We start from the raw sequence: 21,317 nt of genomic DNA, 5'->3' as shown, positions 1-21,317 counted from the left end.
GTACGAAGCCACGCGACGAGCCCGCCGAGGAGAAGCTCATGCCCACCCTGCCGACACATCGTCGTTCACTCCGGACCCGTGTCCTCGCCGCGGCGGTCGCCGCCGCTGCCGTCGTCTCGTCGCTTCTCGCCGGAGCGGGAAGCGCCGGCGCCGTGACACGCGAGTACCCGCTCCACGGCTGCCTCAACGTCAGTCCGAACATCGTCGACATGCCCTACCGGCCCTTCCGCGCGATCGTCGCCGAGTACGCCGGGACCACGTATATCCAGATCGACTACGGCAGCCTCTGGATCGGGGTCGGATACGACTCGGTGGCCCGCCTGGACTGGCACAACCTGCAGACCGGGCGGAAGGGCACGATGATCGACCACAGCCAGGTGCGGCCGCCGAACACCGGGGTGCACAACTTCAGCCTCCCCCGCAGCACCTTCGGGCCCGGCAGAGTGCAGTTGCGGCTGAGCACGGTGAACCGCAACGCACTCTGGGCGATACCCGCGCGCAGCTGCGGCGGCGTGGTGGTCGCGCCCTGAACCGCTCGCCGCTGCGTCGCTAGACCAGTTCGCCGAGTGCTCGCACGGTCTGCACATCGCGCGCGGTCACCATCAGCGTGGTGACCCCTGCGGCCTCCCACAACCCGATCTGTTCGCGCACCTCGTCGGCGGTGCCGACCAGCATCGTCTCGCGGACCATCTCGTCGGGCACCGCGGCCAGAGCCTCCTCCTTGCGGCCGGACCGGAACAGCCGGCCGATGTCGTCGACCGCCTGGCCGTACCCCATGCGCCGATAGAGGTCGGCGTGAAAGTTCTTCTCCGCCGCCCCCATCCCGCCGACGTAGAGCGCGGTCGACGGCCGATAGCGGTCGATCGCCGCGGCGACGTCGTCGGTGATCACACACTGAACGGTCGCCGAGATCTCGAAGTCGGCACGCGATCGGCGCGCGCCGGGACGGGCGAAGCCCTCGTCGAGCCACTCGTCGTACATGCCCGCGAGCCGCGGCGTGTAGAAGATCGCGAGCCAGCCGTCGGCGATCTCGGCGGTCTGCGCGACGTTCTTGGGACCTTCGGCTCCCAGCCAGATCGGGATGTCCGCGCGCAGCGGATGGGTGATCGGCTTGAGCGGCTTCCCCAGACCGGTGACCCCCTCGCCCTCCCGCCGCGGCAGCGGGTAGTGGGGTCCGTCGCTGACCACGGCGCCCTCGCGCGCCAGCACGTCGCGGACGATCCGCACGTATTCGCGGGTGCGCGCCAACGGCTTGCCGAACGACTGCCCGTACCAGCCCTCCACCACCTGCGGCCCGGAGACGCCGAGACCGATGATGTGCCTGCCGCCCGAGAGATGGTCGAGGGTCAAGGCCGCCATGGCCAGGGTGGTGGGCGGCCGCGCCGACAGCTGGGCCACCGCCGTGCCGAGCCGCAGGGTCTCGGTGGTCGCTCCCCACCAGGCCAGCGGGGTGTACGCATCCGATCCCCAGGACTCCGCGGTGAACACCGAGTCGAATCCCGACTCCTCCGCGGCCACCAACATCTCCGGGACGCCCAGCGGCGGTTGCGCACTCCAATACCCCAGTTGTAGGCCAAGTTTCACGCGAGAACCCTTCCGTCGAACCCTTGCGACACATACTAGAACGTGTTCTACTTTGGTGGTGTCCAATAGTGCAACCCACCCGACTCCCGAGGTGCAGGTCCCCGCACCCGAGTCACGAATCCTGTCCGCGAAGCTGACCAACACCTTCGCCTACACACGCTCGCTCGGACCGGTCCTGTCGCAGTTCGCCCTCGCCCTGCGCGACGGCCGCATCGTCGGAAGCCGCGGCTCCGACGGCCGCGTCACGGTTCCTCCCGCCGAGTTCGACCCCTCCTCCGGGGAGCCGACGACCTCGCTTGTGGAGGTCGCGCCGGTCGGCACGGTCGAGAGCTGGTCCTGGCAGCCGGAGCCGCTCGACGGCCAGATCCTCGACCGGCCGTTCGCCTTCGCCCTCATCAGGCTCGACGGCGCCGACACCGCGCTGCTGCACGTGGTGGACGCCGACGAGCCGTCGCAGATGAGCGTCGGCGCACGCGTCCACGCCGTGTGGCATGCGGCGCGCAGCGGAGCGATCACCGACATCGCCCACTTCAGCCTGGGTGAGACACCGGAGACCGCACCGGAGGCGACCGGCGAGATGATCGTCGACGACGCGGGCGACGTCATCATCACCACGCCGATCACCACCGACATCATGCATTCGGCCGCGGAGTCCGAGAGCTGGTACCTCGAGGGCCTCAAGGCAGGCCGTCTCATCGGCGGTCGGGTGCGTACCGGCGAGGTGTACTTCCCACCCCGGTACGTGAGCCCGGCCGACGGCAGCCCGACCGTCGAGCGGGTGGAGCTGCCCGACACCGGCACCGTCACCACTTTCTGCATCGTGAACGTGCCCTTCCTGGGGCAGCAGATCAAGCCGCCCTACGTCGCCGCCTACGTTCTGCTCGACGGCGCCGACATCCCGTTCCTGCACCTGATCCTCGACTGCCCCGCGGAAGAGGTACGCATGGGCATGCGGGTCAAGGCCGTATGGCGTCCCGAGGCCGAATGGGACTACACCATGCGCAATATCAGCCACTTCGCCCCGAGCGGCGAACCGGACGCCGACTTCGACGCGTACCGGAATCACCTCTGAGCGGGAAGGAGCTATTCACATGAGCAACAGCACACTCCCGCGCATCGCAGTCGTGGGATTCGCGCACAGTACCAACGACCCCGCATCGACCGGCACCACCAACGGCGTCGAGATGCTGATCCCCTGTTTCCAGAAGCTGTACGCCGATCTGGGCATCAGCCGCACCGACATCGACTTCTGGTGCAGTGGATCGTCGGACTACCTGGCCGGCCGCGCGTTCTCCTTCATCTCCGCGATCGACGCCATCGGCGCCGTTCCGCCGATCAACGAGTCGCACGTCGAGATGGACGGAGCCTGGGCTCTGTACGAGGCGTGGGTCAAGATCGCGACCGGCGAGGTCGACATCGCACTGGCCTACGGATTCGGCAAGGCCTCGGCCGGCGACTCCGACCGTACGCTCGCGATGCAGACCGACCCCTACACGGTGGCTCCGCTGTGGCCGGACGCCCGGTCGCTCGCGGGCCTGCAGGCTCGCGCAGGCCTGGAGTCGGGCGCCTGGACCGAGGCCGACATGGCGGCGGTCGCCGCGCGCACCACCGGAGCCTCGGTCGAGGAACTGCTGGCCGCCGACTACGTCGCCGATCCGCTACGCGCTCACGACATCGCGCCGTACGCCGATGCCGGTGCCGCCGTGGTGTTGGCCTCCGAGGCCCGCGCCCGTGAGCTGGTCGCGAACCCGGCGTGGGTGACCGGCTGGGATCACCGCATCGACACACCCAATTTCGGTGCACGCGACCTGACGCGGTCGCCGTCCACCGAACTCGCCGCGAACACCGCGTTCGGCGACCGCTCGCGCGATGTGGACGTCGCCGAGATCCACGCCACCTACACGCATCAGGAACTGATCGTCGCGCGCGAACTCGGGCTCGGCGCCCGCACCAGAATCAACCCGTCGGGCGGCGCCCTGACCGGAAACGCCCTGTTCTCCGTGGGTCTTCAGCGCATCGGCTACGCCGCGCACGAGATCCTCGCGGGCAACGCGCGCACCGCGGTCGCTCACGCGACCAGCGGACCGCTGTTGCAGCAGAACATGGTCGTCACACTCGCAGGAGGAGAGAACTGATGGGCCGCAATCGCGTCGCCGTCCTCGGAACCGGCCAGACCAAGTACGTCGCCAAGCGCACCGACGTGACGATGGCGGGCATGGTCCGCGAGGCGATCGACCGTGCACTCGCCGACGCCCACGTCTCGATCGACGACATCGACGCCATCGTGATCGGCAAGGCACCCGATCTCTTCGAGGGCTCGATGATGCCGGAGCTGGCGATGGCCGAGGCCATCGGCGCGGTCGGCAAACGACTGATCCGCGTGCACACCGCGGGCTCGGTGGGAGCGTCCACCGCGATCGTGGGCTCCTCCCTGGTCAGCAGCGGCGTCCACGGACGCGTGCTGGCCGTCTCCTGGGAGAAGCAGTCGGAGTCGAACGCCATGTGGGCGCTCTCGATCCCGGTGCCGTTCACGATGCCGGTCGGTGCCGGCGCGGGCGGATTCTTCGCCCCGCACGTGCGCGCCTACATCAACAATTCGAAGGCGCCGGCGCACATCGGCGCGATGGTCGCCGCCAAGGACCGCCGCAACGGCGCGAAGAATCCGCTCGCGCATCTGCACCAGCCCGATATCACCGTCGAGAAGGTGATGGCCTCGCAGATGCTGTGGGATCCGATCCGTTTCGACGAGACGTGCCCGTCGTCCGACGGAGCGTGCGCGGTGGTGCTCGGCGACGAGCGATCCGCGGACGATGCGATCGCCGAAGGACGCCCCGTGGCGTGGGTGCACGCGACCGCCATGCGCACCGAGCCGCTCTCGTACTCGCACCGCAATGTGGTCAGCCCGCAGGCCGGACGCGACGCCTCGGCCGCGCTGTGGAAGGCCGCCGGGATCACCAATCCGCTGGAAGAGGTGGACACGGCCGAGATCTACGTGCCCTTCTCCTGGTTCGAGCCGATGTGGCTGGAGAACCTCGGCTTCATGCCGGAGTACGAGGGCTGGAAGCTCACCGAGGCGGGAGAGACCGAGATCGGCGGGAAGCTCCCCGTCAACGCGTCCGGCGGCGTGCTGTCGTCGAACCCGATCGGCGCCTCGGGCATGATCCGGTGCGCTGAGGCTGCGATCCAGGTGATGGGCAAGGGCGGCGATCACCAGGTGCCCGATGTCCGCAAGGCCTTCGGCCACGCCTATGGCGGCGGCTCACAGTACTTCTCGATGTGGCTTCTCGGCGCGGACAAGCCCTAGCCGCGCCGCGCGGGCGTCAGACGTACGCCTGCGCGGGCATGTTGTTCTGAACAGCCTCCACCAGGGCGCGCACCGCGCGCGCCACCTCCACCCCGGAGTCGGTCAGCGAGTACTCCGGGTGCGACGGCCTCTCGTCGGACATCGTCCGCACGACGAGGCCGTCGTTCGTCAGCGTCTTCAACGTCTGCGTCAGCATCCGGTCGCTGATGCCCTCCACCTGCTCACGCAATTCACAGAAACGCTGCGGAACGGTCTTCAGCTTGCCCAGCACGAGAGCTCCCCAGCGGCCGGTGACGTGCGAGAACACCTCCCGGGACGGGCACTGCTTCGCGAAGACGTCGAACGGGATCATACCTCGATACTAGCCCTGACCTTTTGCGCTTACGAAAAGTAAGTGATTGAATTCCGGTGACCCCACACATCTCGGTGGGCGAGAACAGAACGATCCCACAAGGAGTCACCTCGACCATGACCTACTTCAAGCAGGGCCAGGGCCTGGCCGTCAGCATCGCCCGGATCATCCTCGGCGTCATCTTCTTCGCCCACGGCTGGCAGAAGTTCTTCACGTTCGGCATGGACGGAGTCAAGGCCAACTTCGAGATGATGGGCGCGCCGGTCCCCGGTGTGAGCGCCTGGCTCGCCGCGCTGGCCGAATTGATCGGAGGCGGCCTGCTGATCGTGGGCCTCGCGGTTCCGGTGGTGTCGGTGATCCTGATCGTCGACATGATCGGCGCGATCTTCATCGCCCACATCGACGCGGGTTTCTGGGCCTCGGACGGCGGTTACGAACTGGTCCTGGCCCTGATCGCCGGCCTGCTGGCCGTCGGTTTCGTCAAGCAGGGAGTGCTGGCCGTCGACACCCACCTCCTCAAGGCGGTCTCCGCGGACAAGGCCCCCGAGAAGGTCGGCGCCGACAGCTGAACGGCCGTTGATTCCAGCAGCGAGGCGGCCTCGATACGTCCTCGGCTAGCGCCTCGTCCTACTCGGCTGCCCTGGGGCACCCGCTCAGGGTCGTCGAGCAAGCGGGCCGTTCCGCCGGGGCAGTCGAGTAAGCGGGCCGTTCCGTCAAGCCAGCCGAGTAAGCGGACCGTTCCGTCAAGCCAGCCGAGTAAGCGGGCCGTTCCGCCAGGGCAGTCGAGTAAGCGCAGGAGCGGAGCGACGGAGCGCATCGAGACGGGCGTCAGCCTCGATACGGCCTCGGCTAGCGCCTCGTCCTACTCGACTGCCCTGGGGCACCGCTCAGGGCCAGTCGAGTAAGCGCAGGAGCGAAGCGACGGAGCGCATCGAGGCGAACGCGGGTCCGTCGGGCGCAGCCGCGAGGCTCAACATGAAGAAGTCCCGGCGACCATCTCGGTCGCCGGGACTTCTTCGCCCGTTACTGCATCCGCAGACCTACTGGGGCCGGAACGACTTCATCGTCGCCTCGACCTCCCAGAACGCGCGGAGCGCCTCCAGGTCTCCGTTCTCGTCCGCCTTGTAGGTGAACACGCCTTCGGCCTCGGAGATGTGGCCGCCGATCCGGGTGACGATGGTGCCGATGTAGGCCACCTCGCGACCACAGATGATCTCCTTCTCGAACTGGAAGTCGATGCTCTCGGTCGGTGCGATCGCCTTGTCCCAGAACGCCGACAGCCCGTCGGCGCCCCGATGACCCCGCCCTTCCTCGTCGAACATCGACGGGCCGACCGGATCCTCGACGGATCCGTTCGCGGCGAAGTTCGCCAGCCATGCCGCCTTGTCACGAGCTTCGACGGCCTCCCGCGAGCGCCGCCCGGCGAGTACCGCCGGATGGTTCGCGCGGTCGATGTTCAGATACGCGGGAGAGTTCTGGGTGTCGGTCAAGACTTCGTCCCGTAATCGACCTGCAGTTCCTTGATGCCGTTGATCCAGCCGTGACGCAGCCGGCGCGGCTGCTCGAGCTTGGTGATGTCGGGCACCAGGTCGGCGAGCGCGTTGAACATCAGGTTGATCTCCATGCGAGCCAGGTTGGCGCCGATGCAGAAGTGCGTGCCGTTGCCACCGAAGCCGACGTGCGGGTTCGGATCGCGCAGGATGTTGAACGTGAACGGATCCTCGAAGACGTCCTCGTCGTAGTTCGCCGAACCGTAGAACATGCCCACGCGCTGACCGGCCTTGATGTCGACGCCGCCGACCTGGGTGTCGTGCTTGGCCGTGCGCTGGAAGACGTTGACCGGAGTCGCCCACCGGACGATCTCGTCCACCGCCGTGGCCGGACGCTCCTTCTTGAACAGCTCCCACTGATCCGGGTTGTCCAGGAAGGCGTTCATACCGTGCGTGATGGCGTTGCGGGTGGTCTCGTTGCCCGCGACCGTCAGCAGGATGAAGAAGAAGCCGAACTCCGCCTCGGTGAGACCGTGACCGTCGATGTCGGCCTCGATCAGCTGCGTGACGATGTCGTCGGCCGGGCACTTCTTGCGCTCCTCGGCCATGTTGTAGCCGTAGCCGAGGATCTCCATGTTCGCGGTGAGCGGGTCCGTGGTGAACTCCGGGTCATCGGCGTTCATCATCGAGTTCGACCAGTCGAAGAGCTTCATCCGGTCCACTTCGGGCACGCCGAGCAGATCGGCGATCGCCAGCAGCGGCAGGTCGACGGCGACCTGGTGGACGAAGTCGCCCTTGCCCTCGTCTGCGGCCTTCTGAACGATCTCTCGCGCGGCGGCGTCGAGCTTCTCCTCCAGCGCGTGGACCGCCTTCGGCGTGAACGCACGGGAGACCACCTTGCGCAGGCGCGTGTGCTCGGGCGGATCGTGGTTGATCAGCAGGGTCTTCGTGACCTCGAGCTGCTCCGGGTCCATGTCGTCCTCGAAGCGGATGATCACGCCGTTCTCGTTCGCCGACCAGTCGTCGGCGTTCTTCGAGATCTCACGGATGTGCTCGTGCTTGGTGACGGCCCAGTAGCCGCCGTCATGGAAGCCGCCGCCCTTGCCGGGCAGCTGAGCGTTCCACCACACCGGCGCGGTCTTGCGGAGCTCGGCGAACTCCTTGACGGGAATACCCTCGACCAGGAGGTCCGGGTTCGTGAAATCCCACCCCTCCTGATGCATGAACGGACACGTGCCGGACGCTTCAACGCTCTGCGCCTGAGTCACGTCATCACCTCAATTCTCTGGCCATGTTCTCCGGTCTCGATCGGAACGAGAACCCGTTACAATTTGCGTAACTCACACTCTGCCACACTGGATAGACGCGAACAAGAACTTGTTCTAGTTTTGACGGAGAAACGTTTCTCGAACAAGGAGTTGGCATGGGTGTACCGGTGATCGTCGAAGCGGTCCGTACTCCGATCGGCAAGCGCAACGGCTGGCTGTCGGGCCTGCATGCGGCGGAGATCCTCGGTGCGGCGCAGCGCGGCGTCGTCGAACGCGCGGGAATCGATCCGGGCCTGGTGGAGCAGGTGGTCGGCGGCTGCGTCATGCAGGTCGGCGAGCAGGGCAACAATGTCACGCGCACCGCGTGGCTGCACTCGGGCCTGCCGTGGCAGACCGGCGCCACCACCATCGACTGCCAGTGCGGATCCGCACAGCAGGCCAATCACATGGTCGCCGGCCTGATCGCCACCGGCACCATCGACATCGGCATCGCTTGCGGCGTCGAATGCATGTCACACGTGCCGCTCGGCGCCAACGTCGGCACGGATGCGGGCCCCCGCCGCCCCGAATCATGGGACATCGACATGCCCAACCAGTTCGACGCCGCCGAGCGGATCGCCAAGCGCCGGGGCATCACCCGCGCCGACGTCGACGCACTCGGGCTCGCCTCGCAGACCAAGGCCAAGCGTGCGTGGGACGAGGGCCGCTTCGACCGCGAGGTCCTCACGGTCAAGGCGCCCGAGCGCACCAAGGAGGGCGAGCTGACCGGTCAGATCCTCGAGGTGAACCGCGATCAGGGTCTGCGCGACACCACGGCCGAGTCGCTGAACGGACTCAAGGCGGTGATCGAGGGCGGCATCCACACCGCCGGCAACTCGTCGCAGATCTCCGACGGCGCGGCGGCCGTGCTGCTGATGGACGAGGACAAGGCCAAGGCCCTCGGCCTGCGTCCGCGCGCCCGGCTGGTGAGCCAGGCCCTCGTCGGAGCCGAACCGTACTACCACCTCGACGGACCCGTTCAGGCCACCGAACGAGTCCTCTCCCGCTCGGGGATGAATCTCAACGACATCGATCTGGTCGAGATCAACGAGGCCTTCGCCTCCGTCGTCCTCAGCTGGGCCCAGGTGCACGGTGCCGACATGGACAAGGTGAACGTCAACGGCGGCGCCATCGCCCTCGGGCACCCCGTGGGAAGCACCGGCTCCCGGCTGCTCACCACCGCGTTGCACGAACTCGAGCGCAGCGACAAGCAGACCGCGCTCGTCACGATGTGCGCCGGCGGCGCGCTGGCGACCGCGACCATCATCGAACGGATCTGATTTGGAGGCGAGCTCCCGACCGGCCCAACTCGATTCGCCGGTGGTCGCGCGGATCATCAGGATCGGTTCACGGCTCAACACCCGGCTGTACCGGCTCACGCGCGGACGGCTGGGCGGGACCTGGCGAGTCGGTGCCGCGCTGCGCCGCCCCACACCCGTCTGCCTGCTCACCACGACGGGGCGCAAGTCGGGACAGGAGCGCACCGTTCCGCTCCTGTTCCTGCGCGACGGCGAGTCGATCGTGCTCGTCGCCTCGCAGGGCGGACTGCCGAACAATCCGGCCTGGTACTACAACGTGCGCGATGAGCCGACCGTCCGGATCCAGATCGGCCGGGAAGAGCGCAACTATCTGGCGCGAATCGCGGGCGACGCCGAACGCGCCGAACTCTGGCCGCGGCTGGTCGAGATGTACGCGGACTTCGACACGTACGCCGCGTGGACCGACCGCGAGATCCCGGTCGTGATCTGCGAACCGGTGTGATCGCTCACGGCGTCATCGCGGCGATCGGGCCGTCGGACATGATCACGCCGGTGTCCACCTCCGGTCGGGACGTCCGGGAGAGCGACCCGTCGGCCCCGATCCGATAGGTGGTCACCCTCGAGGTCAGCCGTGCGGTCAGCACGTCGATGTCGTACAGGTAGCGCCCGTTCGGGTGTAGGAGCACCTGCCCGGGGAGGGTTCCGGCCGGCCCCGGGTAGGGCGAGCCCGCGATCGGCGTCAGCCGCCCGTCGGCGTGAGCGTTGTATGCGGCGATCGATGTGCCGACTGCGTTCGGGACGTACAGGCGCTTGCCGTCCGGTGTCATGACGATGCCGTGCGGGACGCCTCCGGTGGGGTACGGAGACCCCGGGGTCGGTGTCACGGAGCCGTCGTCGCCGATACGGAATCCCGACAGTCCCAAGGAGAACTCGTCGCTGACGTACAGGAACCGACCGTCGGGCGAGTAACCGGGCGCGACCGGCCCGAGACCCACCCGCGTCACACCGAGACGGCGGATGCCGCCGCCCGGGCCGAGGGCGTAATTCGTCATCGTGTTGCCGATGTAGCTGACCACGCGCATCCGGGTGCCGCTCGGGTCGATGCCGCCCATACCGACCATGCTGAACCCGTCGACCGGCGCGGTCGGCTTCCCCGTCGCGATCAGCGCGCCGCTGCCGGTGACGCGATACGATGTCACCCGGCCGGGGACGCCGCCGAGAACCACGTACAGATACTTGCCGTCGGGCGTGAGCCGGGCGGCCGTCGGCGCGCCGCCCACCTTCACATCGGCACCCGGGATCGGAGTGAGCCGGCCGCTGCCGGAGATCCGGTAACCGCTGACCCCGCCGTCGAGTGCGTGCGGAACGTAGACCTTCTCTCCATCCGGACTCACCACGAGCGACAGCACCCCGAGACCGGTGGCGAAGGGGCTGCCCGGGACCGGCGTGAGTGCACCGTCGTCGTGGACGCGCAGGACGCTGATCCCCTGGGACGCAGTACCAGCGGTCAGCAGGAAGCGCGGATGCGGGGTGCCGGCGTGTGCCGTGCCCGGCACCCCGGCGGTCAGCAGGACGAGGCCGGTGAGAAGAGCCGTCAGCCGGACGCGGACACCGTTCGGGAGAATAGCCATGTCAGGACTTTCGCTGTCGGTGGCCCCGAGAGGCGAGGCCGGTTCGGGCTCATCGTCTCCCGGCCGGCGACGCCGGAACTGTCACGATTCCTGCACACTCGTCCGGCTCCTCTCCCGCCGAACTATCCGACGGCGCGGCCGGCACCCTCCCAGAACTGCGCGCGCAGCGCCTTCTTGTCCGGCTTGCCGAGCGCCGTCAACGGCAGCGATTCGGCGAACACGACCTGTTTGGGCGCCTGCACCGCACCCTTGCGTTCCTTGACCGCGGCCTGGATGTCCGCGGCGATCTGCGTCTGCGCCGCGTCCCCGGCATCGGCGTCGGGGCGCAGGACCACCACCGCGGTCACCGCCTCTCCCCATTTCTCATCCGGCACGCCGATCACCCCGACCTGTGCGACCGCGGGATGCTCGGCGACCACGTCCTCCACCTCGCGGGGGAACACGTTGAATCCGCCGGAGACGATCATGTCCTTGGTGCGGTCGACGATGAACCAGAAGCCGTCCTCGTCCTCGCGGGCGACGTCGCCGGTGTGCAGCCAGCCGTCGACGAAGGTCTCGGCGGTCTGCTCGGGCAGCCCGAGATAACCGCCGGCCAGCAGCGGACCGGACACGCAGATCTCACCCGGCTCACCCCGCGCCACGCGGTTGCCCTCCGAATCGAGCAGGGCCGTGCGCAGGAACGCCGACGGGCGTCCGCAACTGCCGAGGCGGGCCTTGTCGTGTTCGTCTTTGCGCAGGTAGCTGATGACCATCGGCGCCTCGGACTGGCCGTAGTACTGCGCGAAGATCGGCCCGAACCGCTCGATCGCCTCCGCCAGCCGGACCGGATTCATCGGCGACGCGCCGTAATAGACGGTTTCAAGGGACGAGAGATCGCGGGTGCGGGAGTCCGGGTGGTCCATCAGGGCGTACAGCATCGACGGCACGAGCATGGTGGCGGTGATCCGCTCCCGCTCGATGGTCTCGAGGACCAGCGCCGGATCGAACTTGCTCAGGACCAGCATCGTGCCGCCCTTGATGAGGGTGGGCACGAAGAAGGCCGCGCCCGCATGCGAGAGCGGAGTGCACATCAGGAACTTCGGCCGCTCGGGCCATTCCCACTCGGCCAGCTGGATCTGCGTCATCGTCGACATCGCGCGGGCGGTCCCGATGACGCCCTTGGGCTTTCCGGTGGTGCCGCCGGTGTAGGTGATCGAGACGACGTGGTCGGGATCGAGCACCGCGGCGGTCAGTTCTCGGACGGGGTACCTCTGAGCGGCGGCGACGATGTCCACGCCGATGTCGGTGAGCTCAGCGGGTACCGGGCCGAGGGTGAGGACCCGGGTGAGCCCGTCGACCCGCTTCACCAGTTCCACCGCTCGCTCGACGAACATCGGATTCGGATCGATGACCAGCGTCGACACGCCCGCGTCCGAGAGGACGTAGGCGTGATCGTCGAGCGACCCGAGCGGGTGCAGCGCCGTTCGGCGCCAGCCCTGCGTCTGGCCCGCTCCGATCACGAACAGCACCTCGGGGCGGTTCAGTGCGAGCAGCCCGACGGCGGTTCCCGTGCCTGCACCGGCCGCCTCGAAGGCCTGGATGTAGCGACTGATCTGGTCGGCCATCTCACCGCCGGTGAGTTCGGCGTCGCCGAGCTTCAGAACCGGCTTGTCCCGGTGACGGCGCAGGGCCGCGACCATCAGGTCGCCGAGGTGGACGGGGTTGCGCAGCGCGTCGGCCGCAGTCATTTCGGATCCCATGTGCGCAAATACTAGAACGTGTTCTAGCTGACTGGAAGCACCCGATCGAAAACTGTTGCCGCACAGACTCTCTCGAGACGTCTCCGATTCGGGATCCCGTCACGAAAAGAGCGCCGAGATCGCGACCGGCGAAAAGAAGTCCAACCGTTCGGCCGGGATCGGACCTAGTATCGAGATATGACGGATCTGGACCAGGCAGCAACCCGACGAGACATCACCGACGCGCTGTTGACCGCGATGGAGCGGCGGCACGAGGTACTCGACGCGATCGTCGACGCAGAGGATCGCGATGCCGCGGCGACTGCGATCGCAGACCTTCTCGGCAAGTCGAAACTGGGCGCCGAAGCGGTCCTGAACATGTCCTTCTACCAGCTCACCAAGACCGAGCGGCGCCACAACCAGGCCGAACTCGACAATCTCAACGAGGAGATCACCTTCACGCTCGCCGAGCGGCCGGCGAGTTCGGGCGACAGCCTCGACCTCCGTCCCTTCTCCGCCGACGACGACGCCGATCTGTTCGCCGAACGCACCGCCGAACAGGGTGTCGCAGGCGACGGGTCGGGCGCGCCGGCCGGGGACGTCGCAGACGAGATCACCAAGGGCGTCGACCGCGTCGACGCCGAAGACGCCGTCTGGCTGGTGGCCGTGGAAGGCGACCAGAAGGTGGGCATCGTCTTCGGCGAACTGAACGACGGAGAGGTCGACGTCCGCATCTGGATTCGCCCGGAATCACGCAAGCGCGGCTACGGCACTGCGGCGCTGCGCAAGTCGCGCTCGGAGATGGCAGCGCTGTTCCCTGGCGTCCCGATGGTGGTGCGGGCCCCCAGCGCCTGACGCGGCACCCTGCAGACCCTCAGGCGGGCCCGGTCCACGACGGACCGGGCCCGTCGCCCATTGCGCCGGCCAGCATGGACTCGAAGCCGAACCGCAGCGCGTCCAGCGAATCGACCGTCCCCATCTGGTAGCCGATGAGCAGGTACATGGCCACCTGCGCGAACTTCTCCGCCCTGTCGGCGTCACCGATGACCTCGGCCGACGTCTCGCGAATCACCTCCGCGCGCTCCCGGTCGACCTCCGCCAAGTGCGCCAGCACCCCGGAATCGTGGGTCGACCAGACCCGGATCGCCGCTTCGGAGGCACGGTCGAGCCCGAGGCCGACGCCGATCAGGAAGTCGATCCGCTCCCTGGGGTCGTCGACGGCGATCGCGTCTCCGATCGGTCTGCGGCTGTGTTCCTCTCGCCAGTAGTCGATCAGCGCCGACTTGTACTCGGCCCAGTCCGCGAAGGCGTGATAGAAGCTGCCCGTCGTCGTGCCGGCGACCCGGCAGACCTGCGCCAGTTTGAGACCCGCGTGCCCGTGTTCCCCCAGCACCTCCAGGCCCGCGTCCAGAAACCGCCTGCGCGCATGCTCGGACGGCACCGATTGCTTCTTCACCATGCGAACCCACCTCCCTCACCTGCGACGTGACCCCTTGCACAAAACTATAACTCAACTTACAGTGAGCTCACCGACAGGCAGGAGCCGACCGATGACACTCAAGACGCTGGTCCAGACACCGTCCCGGACCGCGGGCATGGATCCGGAGACCGAGTTCCACGAGATCTACCGTGCCCTGGCCACGTACGAGTTCCCCTGGGACATCAATCAAGCGCTGAGCTTCGCGCTGTTCCGGACGTACGCGGTCCCGAGCATCGGCGACCTCCTCGACCGGACCGGCGAGTTCCGCGACCGACCGCAGAAGCGGTACGACGACACCGCCGTCCTGCTCGAGGTGCCGCTCCTGAAAGGCTTCGACAGCACCGACGGCAGGGCCGCGATTCGCCGGATCAACCAGATGCACAAGATGTTCGAGATCAGCAACGACGACATGCGGTACGTACTGGCCACCTTCGTCGTCGTGCCGGTCCGCTGGATCGGCGATTACGGCAGACGCCCGCTCACCGACGACGAGATCCGCGCGACCGTGCTGTACTACCGGCAACTCGGCAGACACATGGCGATCAAGGACGTACCGGAGACCTACGAGGAGTTCGCAGCTCTGATGGACTCGTACGAGGCCGCCCATTACCGGTCCGGCGGCACCGCGGGCGTCCGCCGCACCGGCGACGCCACGATCGACCTGTTCAAGACCTTCTACCCGGCGCCGCTGCGACCGTTGATCGGTGCCTTCAGTCTGTCGGTGATGGACGACGCACTGCTCGACGCCTTCGGCTACCGGCGTCCGCCCGCCGCGCTGCGGTTCGCGTCGAGGGCAGGCCTCCGAATCCGGGGCCGGCTGGTCTCACTGCTGCCCCGGCGTCGGCGGCCGCGACATGTTCACGATCTGCCCCGGATCAAGAGCTATCCGAACGGCTTCGACATCGAGCGGATGGGCACCTTCGCACCGCCCGGATGCCCGGTCAGGTACTGATCGGACCGCCGATACCCGAGACCTACTCTCCGCGCCAGACCGGTTCGCGCTTCTCGGCGAACGCGCGCGGTCCCTCCCTCGCGTCAGCGGAGGCGAGGACCGTGAGCCCGGCCTCCTGATTGACGGCCCAGGGCTCTTCGGCGCCCCATTCGGGGTCCCACTCCGACCGGCCCTGATGTGTCCGGTAGACGGCGCGTTTGCTGAGCTGTACCGCCAGCGGTGCGTTGGCCGCTATCCGGTGCGCCAATGCGAGCGCGGTGTCCAGGACCTCGGCGGCCGGGACGACGCGGTTGACCAGTCCCCACTCGCAGGCGGTCGCGGCGTCGACCCCGTCGCCGGTGAGGATCATCTCCAGGGCCCGCTTGAGCGGAAGCTGCCGCGCCAACCGGATCACACCGCCGCCACCGGCGATCAGTCCGCGTTTCACCTCGGGCAGTCCGAAGACCGCGGAGTCGGCGGCGACCACGAGATCGCAGGCGAGAGCGAGTTCGGTCCCGCCGCCGAGCGCCGTTCCGTTGACCGCCGCGATGAGCGGCTTGTCGGTCCAGTGCCGCACCAGCCCCGCCAGCCCCCACTCCGGATGGGTGTCGTCGATGATCGGCTCACCGCGTGCGACGGCCTTGAGGTCGGCCCCCGCGCAGAAGGCTCGGCCCGCTCCGGTGAGCACCACCGCCCGCACCGCGCGATCGGCGGAGGCCCTCTCCAGCGCCTCCCCCAGCCCGGTCGCGACTGCCCCGTCGATCGCGTTCAGCGCCTCGGGCCGGTTCAGCGTCACCACGGCGACGCCGTCGCACGCTTCGTAGCGGACCGATCCCTCCGCGGTCTCAGACATCTGCGAGCCCTCTCAGCGGGCGCCGTATGCCTTGACTTGGACCGGTGAAGCGTCGATCAGCTCGGCGACCACCGGAGTCAGCTCCGCGACCTCCCAGCGCGCGCCCTTGTCGCGCGAGGCCGCACGCTGCCAGCCGTCGAGCACCGTGACGCGGCCGCCCTCGACCTCGAAGAGCCGCCCGGTGACGGAGGCCGACGCCGGCGAGCCCAGCCACACCACCAGCGGCGAGATGTTCGCGGGATCCATCGCGTCGAAGGAGCCGTCCTCCGGCGCCGCCATCTGCGCGGCCATCGCCTCGCCCGCACCCATCGTCATCTGAGTGCGTGCGGCCGGGGCGATGCCGTTGACGGTGACCCCGTATCCGCCGAGTTCGGCGGCCGCTTGAATCGTCAGTTCGGCGATGGCGGCCTTGGCGGCGGCGTAGTTGCCCTGCCCCACCGAGCCGAAGATGCCGGCTCCCGAGCTGGTGTTGATGATCCGGGCCTGCACGCGTTCACCGGCTTTGGCCTGGGCGCGCCAGTGCGCTCCGGCATGACGCAGCATCACGAAGTGCCCCTTGAGGTGCACGCGGACCACCGAATCCCACTCGTCCTCACTCAGCGAGAGCAGCATCCGGTCCCGCAGGAATCCCGCGTTGTTGACCAGCGCGTCGAGACGGCCGAAGGCATCGATCGCAGTCGCGACGATCGCGGCGCCGGTGTCCCAGTCGGCGACGTCGCCCACCGCCGCGACGGCCTCGCCGCCGGCCGCCCTGATCTCGTCGACGACGGCCGCGGCCGATTCCGCCGCGTAGTCGTTGACCACCACCTTGGCGCCGTCGGCGGCGAAAGCGTGCGCGTGTGCGCGCCCGATCCCTTGGCCGGCACCGGTGACGATGACGACGCGGCCCTCATTGGTCTTGTTGCTCAATGCTCTTCACTCTCTCTCGGAAGTCTGCGGCGGTTACCCGACCGTCGCGGTTCTCAGGCGTCGTTGCCGGCGTTCGCGGCGGACAGGAAGGCCGGCTTCTCGCCGCCGCCGTGGACGGTGACGGTGGAACCGGTGATGTACTGCGACAGCGGCGACAGCAGAAAAGCCACCGCGTTGCCGATGTCGGCGGGCCGGGCCATGCGGCCCATCGGGATGGTGGCGCCGACGGCGGCCACCCCCGCCTCGTCGCCGAAGTGCAGATGCGCCAGCTCGGTCTGCACCGGGCCGCAGACCACCGAGTTGACCCGCACCGACGGCGCCCATTCGACGGCGAGCGTCTCGGTGAGATTGTCCAGACCGGCCTTCGCCGCACCGTAGGCGGCGGTGCCCGGGGACGGCCGGTGCCCGCTGACGCTCGACACGTTGACGATGGCGCCGCCGCCGTCCTGGGTCGACATCACTCGGTGCGCGGCGCGCGCGACGATCAGCGGCGCGACGAGATTGAGTTCGACGATCTTCCGGGAGAAGTTGTCGGAGGCATCCGCGGCCGGCGCGAACGGCGAGCCGCCCGCGTTGTTCACCACGCCGTCGAGCCTGCCGTGCGCGGCGACGATCTGCTCGATCATCGAGGCCACCGCATCACCGTCGCGGACGTCGCAGGGATAGAACTCGCGGTCGTCGTCGCCCGGGCGTCTAGCGCAGACGACGGGCGTGGCGCCGAGGTCGTCGAGCACTTGCGCGATTCCCGCGCCCACCCCGCGGACACCGCCGGTGATCAGGACGATTCTCCCTGCCAGCCCCAGATTCACCGGGCCGTGCACTGCTTCGGTCATGGTGCTACTGTAACAAACAACCAAGCATTTGCTTGGGTGGCTCGTCAGAGCCCCACCCAGCCCAGACAAAGGAGTCGGTGTGCCGATCACCACCGCCCGCGCCGAATCCGGCATCGTCACCGTGACGGTCGACTTTCCGCCGGTCAACGCGCTGCCCAGCGCCGCATGGTTCGAACTCGCCGACGCGATCAGTGCCGCAGGCGCCGATCCGGAGACCTCCGTGGTCATCCTGCGAGCAGAGGGACGCGGCTTCAATGCGGGCGTCGACATCAAGGAGATGCAGCAGACCACCGGTTTCGGTGCCCTGATCGACGCCAACCGCGGGTGCGCCGCAGCCTTCTCCGCCGTGTACGACTGCGAGGTCCCGGTGATCGTCGCGGTCAACGGTTTCTGCGTGGGCGGCGGCATCGGCCTGGTCGGCAACGCCGACGTGATCGTCGCCTCCGACGACGCCGTCTTCGGCCTGCCGGAGGTCGATCGCGGTGCGCTCGGCGCGGCCACGCATCTGGCACGCCTGGTGCCGCAGCACCTGATGCGGACGCTGTACTACACCGCGCAGAACGTGACCGCGCAGCAGCTGGTGCAGTTCGGCTCCTGCTACAAGGCCGTCCCGCGAGAGGAACTGCTGGAGACCGCGCTCGAGGTCGCCCGTCTGATCGACGCCAAGGACACGCGTGTCATCCGGGCGGCCAAGGCGGCGATCAACGGTATCGATCCGGTGGACGTCAAGACCAGCTATCTGCTCGAGCAGCGTTACACGTACGAACTGAATCTGGCCGGAGTGGCCGACGAGCACCGCGACGCGTTCGTCGAGACCGGTAAGACACTGAAGGGGAACTGACACCGAATGGCCACCAAGACTGACAAGACGTCGAGCCTCGACGACGTGGTCGCCGAACTGCGCGACGGCATGACGATCGGCATCGGCGGCTGGGGCTCCCGGCGCAAGCCGATGGCGCTGGTCCGCGCCATCGCCCGCTCGGATGTGAAGGATCTGACCGTGGTGACCTACGGCGGCGCCGACCTCGGGCTGCTGTGCGCGGCGGGCAAGGTGAAGCGCGCGTACTACGGCTTCGTCTCCCTCGACGCCGCACCGTTCTACGATCCCTGGTTCGCCAAGGCGCGTCTGTCCGGCGCCATCGAGGCCCGCGAGATGGACGAGGGCATGGTCAAGTGCGGCCTGGAGGCCGCCGCCGCACGCCTGCCCTTCCTGCCCATCCGCGCCGGACTCGGCTCCGCCGTCCCCGATTTCTGGGAAGGCGAGCTCAAAACCGTCGAATCCCCGTATCCGGATGCCGACGGACGCACCCAGACTCTCATCGCGATGCCCGCGCTCGAGCTCGACGCGGCATTCGTCCACCTCGACATCGCCGATCCTCACGGGAACGCCGCCTACACCGGAGTCGATCCGTACTTCGACGATCTGTACCTGGCCGCGGCGCGGCGCCGCTATCTGGAAGCCGACCAGGTGGTCCCCACCGAGGAACTGGTGGACTCCGTCGCCCGCGAACGTCTTCTGATCAACCGGATGAACGTCGACCGCGTGGTCCACACCCCGAACGGCGCACACTTCACCTTCGCGGGCGGATACGGCCGCGACAACGCGTTCCTGAAGCACTACGCGACCTCTGCGGCAGACGACGAGAGCTGGTCGGCGTTCAAGACCCGCTTCCTCGACGTCGACGAGGCCGGATACCAGACCGAGGTCGCCAAGTGGCAGGCCGAGCAGGAGGAAGCCAAGTGAGCAGTCCCGAGACCACCGCTGTCATCACCCGCGCCGAGTACTGCGTCGCGGCGTGTGCCGACATCTTCACCGGCGCGGGCGAGATCATGGCGTCGCCGATGGCCACCACTCCGCTGATCGGCGCCCGGCTGGCGCGACTGACCACCGAACCCGATCTGCTCATCACCGACGGCGAAGCGCTCATCCTGGCCGACACACCCGCGGTGGGCCAGTCGGGTCCGGTGGAAGGGTGGATGCCCTTCCGCAAGGTGTTCGACGTGGTCGCCTCCGGCCGGCGGCACGTGGTGATGGGCGCCAACCAGATCGACCGCTACGGAAACCAGAACCTCTCGGCGTTCGGTCCGCTGCAGCAGCCGACTCGCCAGATGTTCGGCGTGCGCGGCGCTCCCGGCAACACCATCAACCACCCGACCAGCTACTGGGTCGGGAACCATACGGCTCGGGTGTTCCCGGAGCGGGTCGACATCGTCTCCGGCGTCGGCTTCGACAAGGTGGACGAGCGCAATCCCGCCTTCGACGATCTGAACATCCACCGAGTGGTCACCAACCTCGGCGTTTTCGACTTCCGCGGACCCGGCCACACCATGCGGGCCCTGTCGCTGCATCCGGGCGTGACGCCGGAGGCGGTCGCCGACGCCACCGGCTTCCCGGTGGCCGACCTCGAATCGGCCCCGGCCACCGCGGACCCGACCGACGAACAGTTGCGGCTCATCCGCGAGGTCCTCGACCCCAAGAATCTCCGTGACCGCGAGGTCCGGTCGTGACCGCGCCTCACAACAGACCGGCGCCCGCGGCTCCGCTGCCGACTCGCTTCACCGAACTGGTCGGCATCGACTATCCGATCGTGCAGACCGGCATGGGCTGGGTCTCCGGACCGTCACTGACGGCCGCCACCGCCGAAGCCGGCGGACTGGGCATCCTCGCATCGGCGACGATGACCTACGACGAACTCGAGTTCGCGATCAAGAAGACCAAGTCGCTGACCGACAAGCCCTTCGGGGTCAACCTGCGCGCGGACGCGACCGATGCGGCCGAGCGCGTGGATCTGATGATCCGCGAAGGCGTGAAGGTCGCCTCGTTCGCGCTGGCTCCGAAGAAGGAGCTGATCGCGAAGCTGAAAGACAACGGCCTGGTGGTGGTGCCGTCGATCGGCGCCGCCAAGCACGCGGTGAAGGTCGCGTCATGGGGCGCCGACGCCGTCATCGTGCAGGGCGGCGAGGGCGGCGGCCACACCGGCGGCGTGGCGACCACGCTGCTGCTGCCGTCGGTGATCGACGCCCTCGGCGGCGGCGACGGGACGACGTCGATCCCGGTGATCGCCGCCGGCGGCTTCTTCGACGGTCGCGGTCTGGTGGCCGCACTCGCCTACGGCGCCGAAGGCATAGCGATGGGCACCCGGTTCCTCCTGACCAGTGACTCCGCCGTCCCGGACAGCGTCAAGCGCGAATACCTCAAACGGGGACTGAACGACACGGTGGTGTCGCTCAAGGTGGACGGCATGCCGCACCGCGTGCTGCGGACCGAGCTCGTCAACGCCCTCGAAAGCGGTTCCCGCGCGAAGGCGCTGCTGGCCGCGGCGCGCAACGCCAACGAGTTCAAGCAGCTCACCGGTATGAAGTGGACCACCATGCTGCGCGACGGTGCATCGATGAAGAAGTCGGGCGAGCGGACCTGGCAGCAGATCATCATGGCAGGCAACACCCCGATGCTGCTCAAGGCCGGATTGGTCGACGGCAACACCGACGCCGGCGTGCTCGCGTCCGGCCAGGTGGTCGGCATGATCGACGATCTGCCGTCCTGCGCGGAACTGATCACCTCGATCATGACGCAAGCGCACGCGCGCCTGGCCGCGCTTCCCCGCTGAGCGTCTCCCACGCTCCGCAGACAACGAATCGGCCCCGGCACTCTCTCGAGTGTCGGGG

23 protein-coding genes are annotated in these 21,317 nt (G+C 68.1%); 13 read left to right on the top strand and 10 right to left on the bottom strand.

Annotated elements, in window-relative coordinates; all coding sequences use genetic code 11:
- Positions 1-38: 38 nt before the first annotated feature.
- A complete protein-coding gene (locus tag ACZ5QD_RS17335) occupies positions 39-530 on the top strand; it encodes a hypothetical protein (RefSeq protein WP_045537561.1) in 492 nt (163 codons plus the stop codon).
- 19 nt (positions 531-549) lie between these two features.
- Here ACZ5QD_RS17335 and ACZ5QD_RS17330 read toward each other — a convergent pair whose 3' ends face one another.
- Entirely contained in the window at positions 550-1,584 is a 1,035-nt protein-coding gene (locus ACZ5QD_RS17330) for an LLM class F420-dependent oxidoreductase (protein ID WP_006894221.1), read from the bottom strand.
- Positions 1,585-1,639: 55 nt separating this feature from the next.
- On the opposite strand from ACZ5QD_RS17330, the gene ACZ5QD_RS17325 reads away from it, so the two are divergent.
- From ACZ5QD_RS17325 to ACZ5QD_RS17315, 3 genes are read left to right on the top strand one after another with little or no spacing between them, the layout of a single operon-like run.
- Positions 1,640-2,656 (top strand): Zn-ribbon domain-containing OB-fold protein, encoded by a 1,017-nt coding sequence (locus ACZ5QD_RS17325; protein WP_006894220.1) that lies wholly within the window; start codon positions 1,640-1,642, stop codon positions 2,654-2,656.
- A gap of 19 nt (positions 2,657-2,675) precedes the next feature.
- Positions 2,676-3,719, top strand: a complete 1,044-nt coding sequence (locus ACZ5QD_RS17320) for a thiolase domain-containing protein (RefSeq protein ID WP_062366244.1) — start codon at positions 2,676-2,678, stop codon at positions 3,717-3,719.
- On the top strand, positions 3,719-4,888 hold the full coding sequence (locus ACZ5QD_RS17315) for a thiolase domain-containing protein (protein WP_006894216.1): 1,170 nt from the start codon (positions 3,719-3,721) through the stop codon (positions 4,886-4,888). Before ACZ5QD_RS17320 ends, ACZ5QD_RS17315 begins: the two co-directional genes overlap by 1 nt.
- A 16-nt stretch (positions 4,889-4,904) precedes the next feature.
- Here the strand turns inward: ACZ5QD_RS17315 and ACZ5QD_RS17310 are convergent, their stop codons facing one another.
- The gene (locus ACZ5QD_RS17310; protein WP_006894215.1) at positions 4,905-5,240 is read right to left on the bottom strand and encodes a winged helix-turn-helix transcriptional regulator; all 336 of its coding nucleotides are present in this window, start codon (positions 5,238-5,240) and stop codon (positions 4,905-4,907) included.
- Positions 5,241-5,356: 116 nt separating this feature from the next.
- Between ACZ5QD_RS17310 and ACZ5QD_RS17305 the strand changes: the two genes are divergently transcribed.
- Positions 5,357-5,809 (top strand): DoxX family protein, encoded by a 453-nt coding sequence (locus ACZ5QD_RS17305; RefSeq protein WP_062366242.1) that lies wholly within the window; start codon positions 5,357-5,359, stop codon positions 5,807-5,809.
- A gap of 471 nt (positions 5,810-6,280) precedes the next feature.
- Here the strand turns inward: ACZ5QD_RS17305 and ACZ5QD_RS17300 are convergent, their stop codons facing one another.
- Both ACZ5QD_RS17300 and ACZ5QD_RS17295 read right to left on the bottom strand, forming a co-directional pair.
- Positions 6,281-6,730: a nuclear transport factor 2 family protein gene (locus tag ACZ5QD_RS17300; RefSeq protein ID WP_006894212.1), complete on the bottom strand. Its 450-nt coding sequence runs from the start codon at positions 6,728-6,730 to the stop codon at positions 6,281-6,283.
- Entirely contained in the window at positions 6,727-7,953 is a 1,227-nt protein-coding gene (locus tag ACZ5QD_RS17295; RefSeq protein ID WP_081598037.1) for a cytochrome P450, read from the bottom strand. The genes ACZ5QD_RS17300 and ACZ5QD_RS17295 overlap by 4 nt, the downstream gene beginning before the upstream one ends.
- A 200-nt stretch (positions 7,954-8,153) precedes the next feature.
- Here ACZ5QD_RS17295 and ACZ5QD_RS17290 point away from each other — a divergent pair, with 200 nt between their 5' ends.
- Together ACZ5QD_RS17290 and ACZ5QD_RS17285 are read left to right on the top strand one after the other, a co-directional pair.
- Positions 8,154-9,317 (top strand): steroid 3-ketoacyl-CoA thiolase, encoded by a 1,164-nt coding sequence (locus ACZ5QD_RS17290; RefSeq protein ID WP_045537556.1) that lies wholly within the window; start codon positions 8,154-8,156, stop codon positions 9,315-9,317.
- Position 9,318: 1 nt separating this feature from the next.
- Positions 9,319-9,798 (top strand): nitroreductase family deazaflavin-dependent oxidoreductase, encoded by a 480-nt coding sequence (locus ACZ5QD_RS17285; protein ID WP_346076615.1) that lies wholly within the window; start codon positions 9,319-9,321, stop codon positions 9,796-9,798.
- Between the two features lie 4 nt (positions 9,799-9,802).
- Here ACZ5QD_RS17285 and ACZ5QD_RS17280 read toward each other — a convergent pair whose 3' ends face one another.
- On the bottom strand, positions 9,803-10,927 hold the full coding sequence (locus ACZ5QD_RS17280; RefSeq protein WP_464366969.1) for a lactonase family protein: 1,125 nt from the start codon (positions 10,925-10,927) through the stop codon (positions 9,803-9,805).
- A gap of 122 nt (positions 10,928-11,049) precedes the next feature.
- Positions 11,050-12,654, bottom strand: coding sequence for a fatty-acid--CoA ligase FadD8 (gene fadD8, locus ACZ5QD_RS17275; protein ID WP_464367283.1), 1,605 nt, complete (start codon positions 12,652-12,654; stop codon positions 11,050-11,052).
- Positions 12,655-12,843: 189 nt separating this feature from the next.
- On the opposite strand from fadD8, the gene ACZ5QD_RS17270 reads away from it, so the two are divergent.
- On the top strand, positions 12,844-13,500 hold the full coding sequence (locus ACZ5QD_RS17270) for a GNAT family N-acetyltransferase (RefSeq protein ID WP_006894206.1): 657 nt from the start codon (positions 12,844-12,846) through the stop codon (positions 13,498-13,500).
- A gap of 19 nt (positions 13,501-13,519) precedes the next feature.
- On the opposite strand, the gene ACZ5QD_RS17265 is transcribed toward ACZ5QD_RS17270, so the two are convergent.
- On the bottom strand, positions 13,520-14,104 hold the full coding sequence (locus tag ACZ5QD_RS17265) for a TetR/AcrR family transcriptional regulator (protein ID WP_062366235.1): 585 nt from the start codon (positions 14,102-14,104) through the stop codon (positions 13,520-13,522).
- 91 nt (positions 14,105-14,195) lie between these two features.
- Between ACZ5QD_RS17265 and ACZ5QD_RS17260 the strand changes: the two genes are divergently transcribed.
- On the top strand, positions 14,196-15,077 hold the full coding sequence (locus tag ACZ5QD_RS17260; protein ID WP_464366968.1) for an oxygenase MpaB family protein: 882 nt from the start codon (positions 14,196-14,198) through the stop codon (positions 15,075-15,077).
- Positions 15,078-15,099: 22 nt separating this feature from the next.
- Here ACZ5QD_RS17260 and ACZ5QD_RS17255 read toward each other — a convergent pair whose 3' ends face one another.
- From ACZ5QD_RS17255 to ACZ5QD_RS17245, 3 genes are read right to left on the bottom strand one after another with little or no spacing between them, the layout of a single operon-like run.
- Positions 15,100-15,909, bottom strand: a complete 810-nt coding sequence (locus tag ACZ5QD_RS17255) for a crotonase/enoyl-CoA hydratase family protein (protein ID WP_006894202.1) — start codon at positions 15,907-15,909, stop codon at positions 15,100-15,102.
- Between the two features lie 12 nt (positions 15,910-15,921).
- Positions 15,922-16,818: an SDR family oxidoreductase gene (locus ACZ5QD_RS17250; RefSeq protein WP_006894201.1), complete on the bottom strand. Its 897-nt coding sequence runs from the start codon at positions 16,816-16,818 to the stop codon at positions 15,922-15,924.
- A gap of 53 nt (positions 16,819-16,871) precedes the next feature.
- Complete coding sequence (locus ACZ5QD_RS17245; RefSeq protein ID WP_006894200.1) at positions 16,872-17,651, bottom strand: SDR family oxidoreductase; 780 nt, start codon at positions 17,649-17,651, stop codon at positions 16,872-16,874.
- A 79-nt stretch (positions 17,652-17,730) separates the two neighbouring features.
- On the opposite strand from ACZ5QD_RS17245, the gene echA20 reads away from it, so the two are divergent.
- From echA20 to ACZ5QD_RS17225, 4 genes are read left to right on the top strand one after another with little or no spacing between them, the layout of a single operon-like run.
- A complete protein-coding gene (gene echA20 / locus ACZ5QD_RS17240; RefSeq protein WP_006894199.1) occupies positions 17,731-18,492 on the top strand; it encodes a (7aS)-7a-methyl-1,5-dioxo-2,3,5,6,7,7a-hexahydro-1H-indene-carboxyl-CoA hydrolase in 762 nt (253 codons plus the stop codon).
- A 6-nt stretch (positions 18,493-18,498) separates the two neighbouring features.
- The gene (locus tag ACZ5QD_RS17235; RefSeq protein WP_006894198.1) at positions 18,499-19,395 is read left to right on the top strand and encodes a CoA transferase subunit A; all 897 of its coding nucleotides are present in this window, start codon (positions 18,499-18,501) and stop codon (positions 19,393-19,395) included.
- Positions 19,392-20,159, top strand: coding sequence for a CoA-transferase subunit beta (locus ACZ5QD_RS17230; RefSeq protein WP_464366967.1), 768 nt, complete (start codon positions 19,392-19,394; stop codon positions 20,157-20,159). The genes ACZ5QD_RS17235 and ACZ5QD_RS17230 overlap by 4 nt, the downstream gene beginning before the upstream one ends.
- Complete coding sequence (locus tag ACZ5QD_RS17225) at positions 20,156-21,259, top strand: NAD(P)H-dependent flavin oxidoreductase (RefSeq protein WP_346076628.1); 1,104 nt, start codon at positions 20,156-20,158, stop codon at positions 21,257-21,259. Before ACZ5QD_RS17230 ends, ACZ5QD_RS17225 begins: the two co-directional genes overlap by 4 nt.
- Positions 21,260-21,317 lie beyond the last annotated feature (58 nt).

The sequence above is a fragment of the Gordonia sp. J1A genome, assembly GCF_055393515.1.
This window is presented reverse-complemented; position numbering and strand designations above follow the sequence as displayed.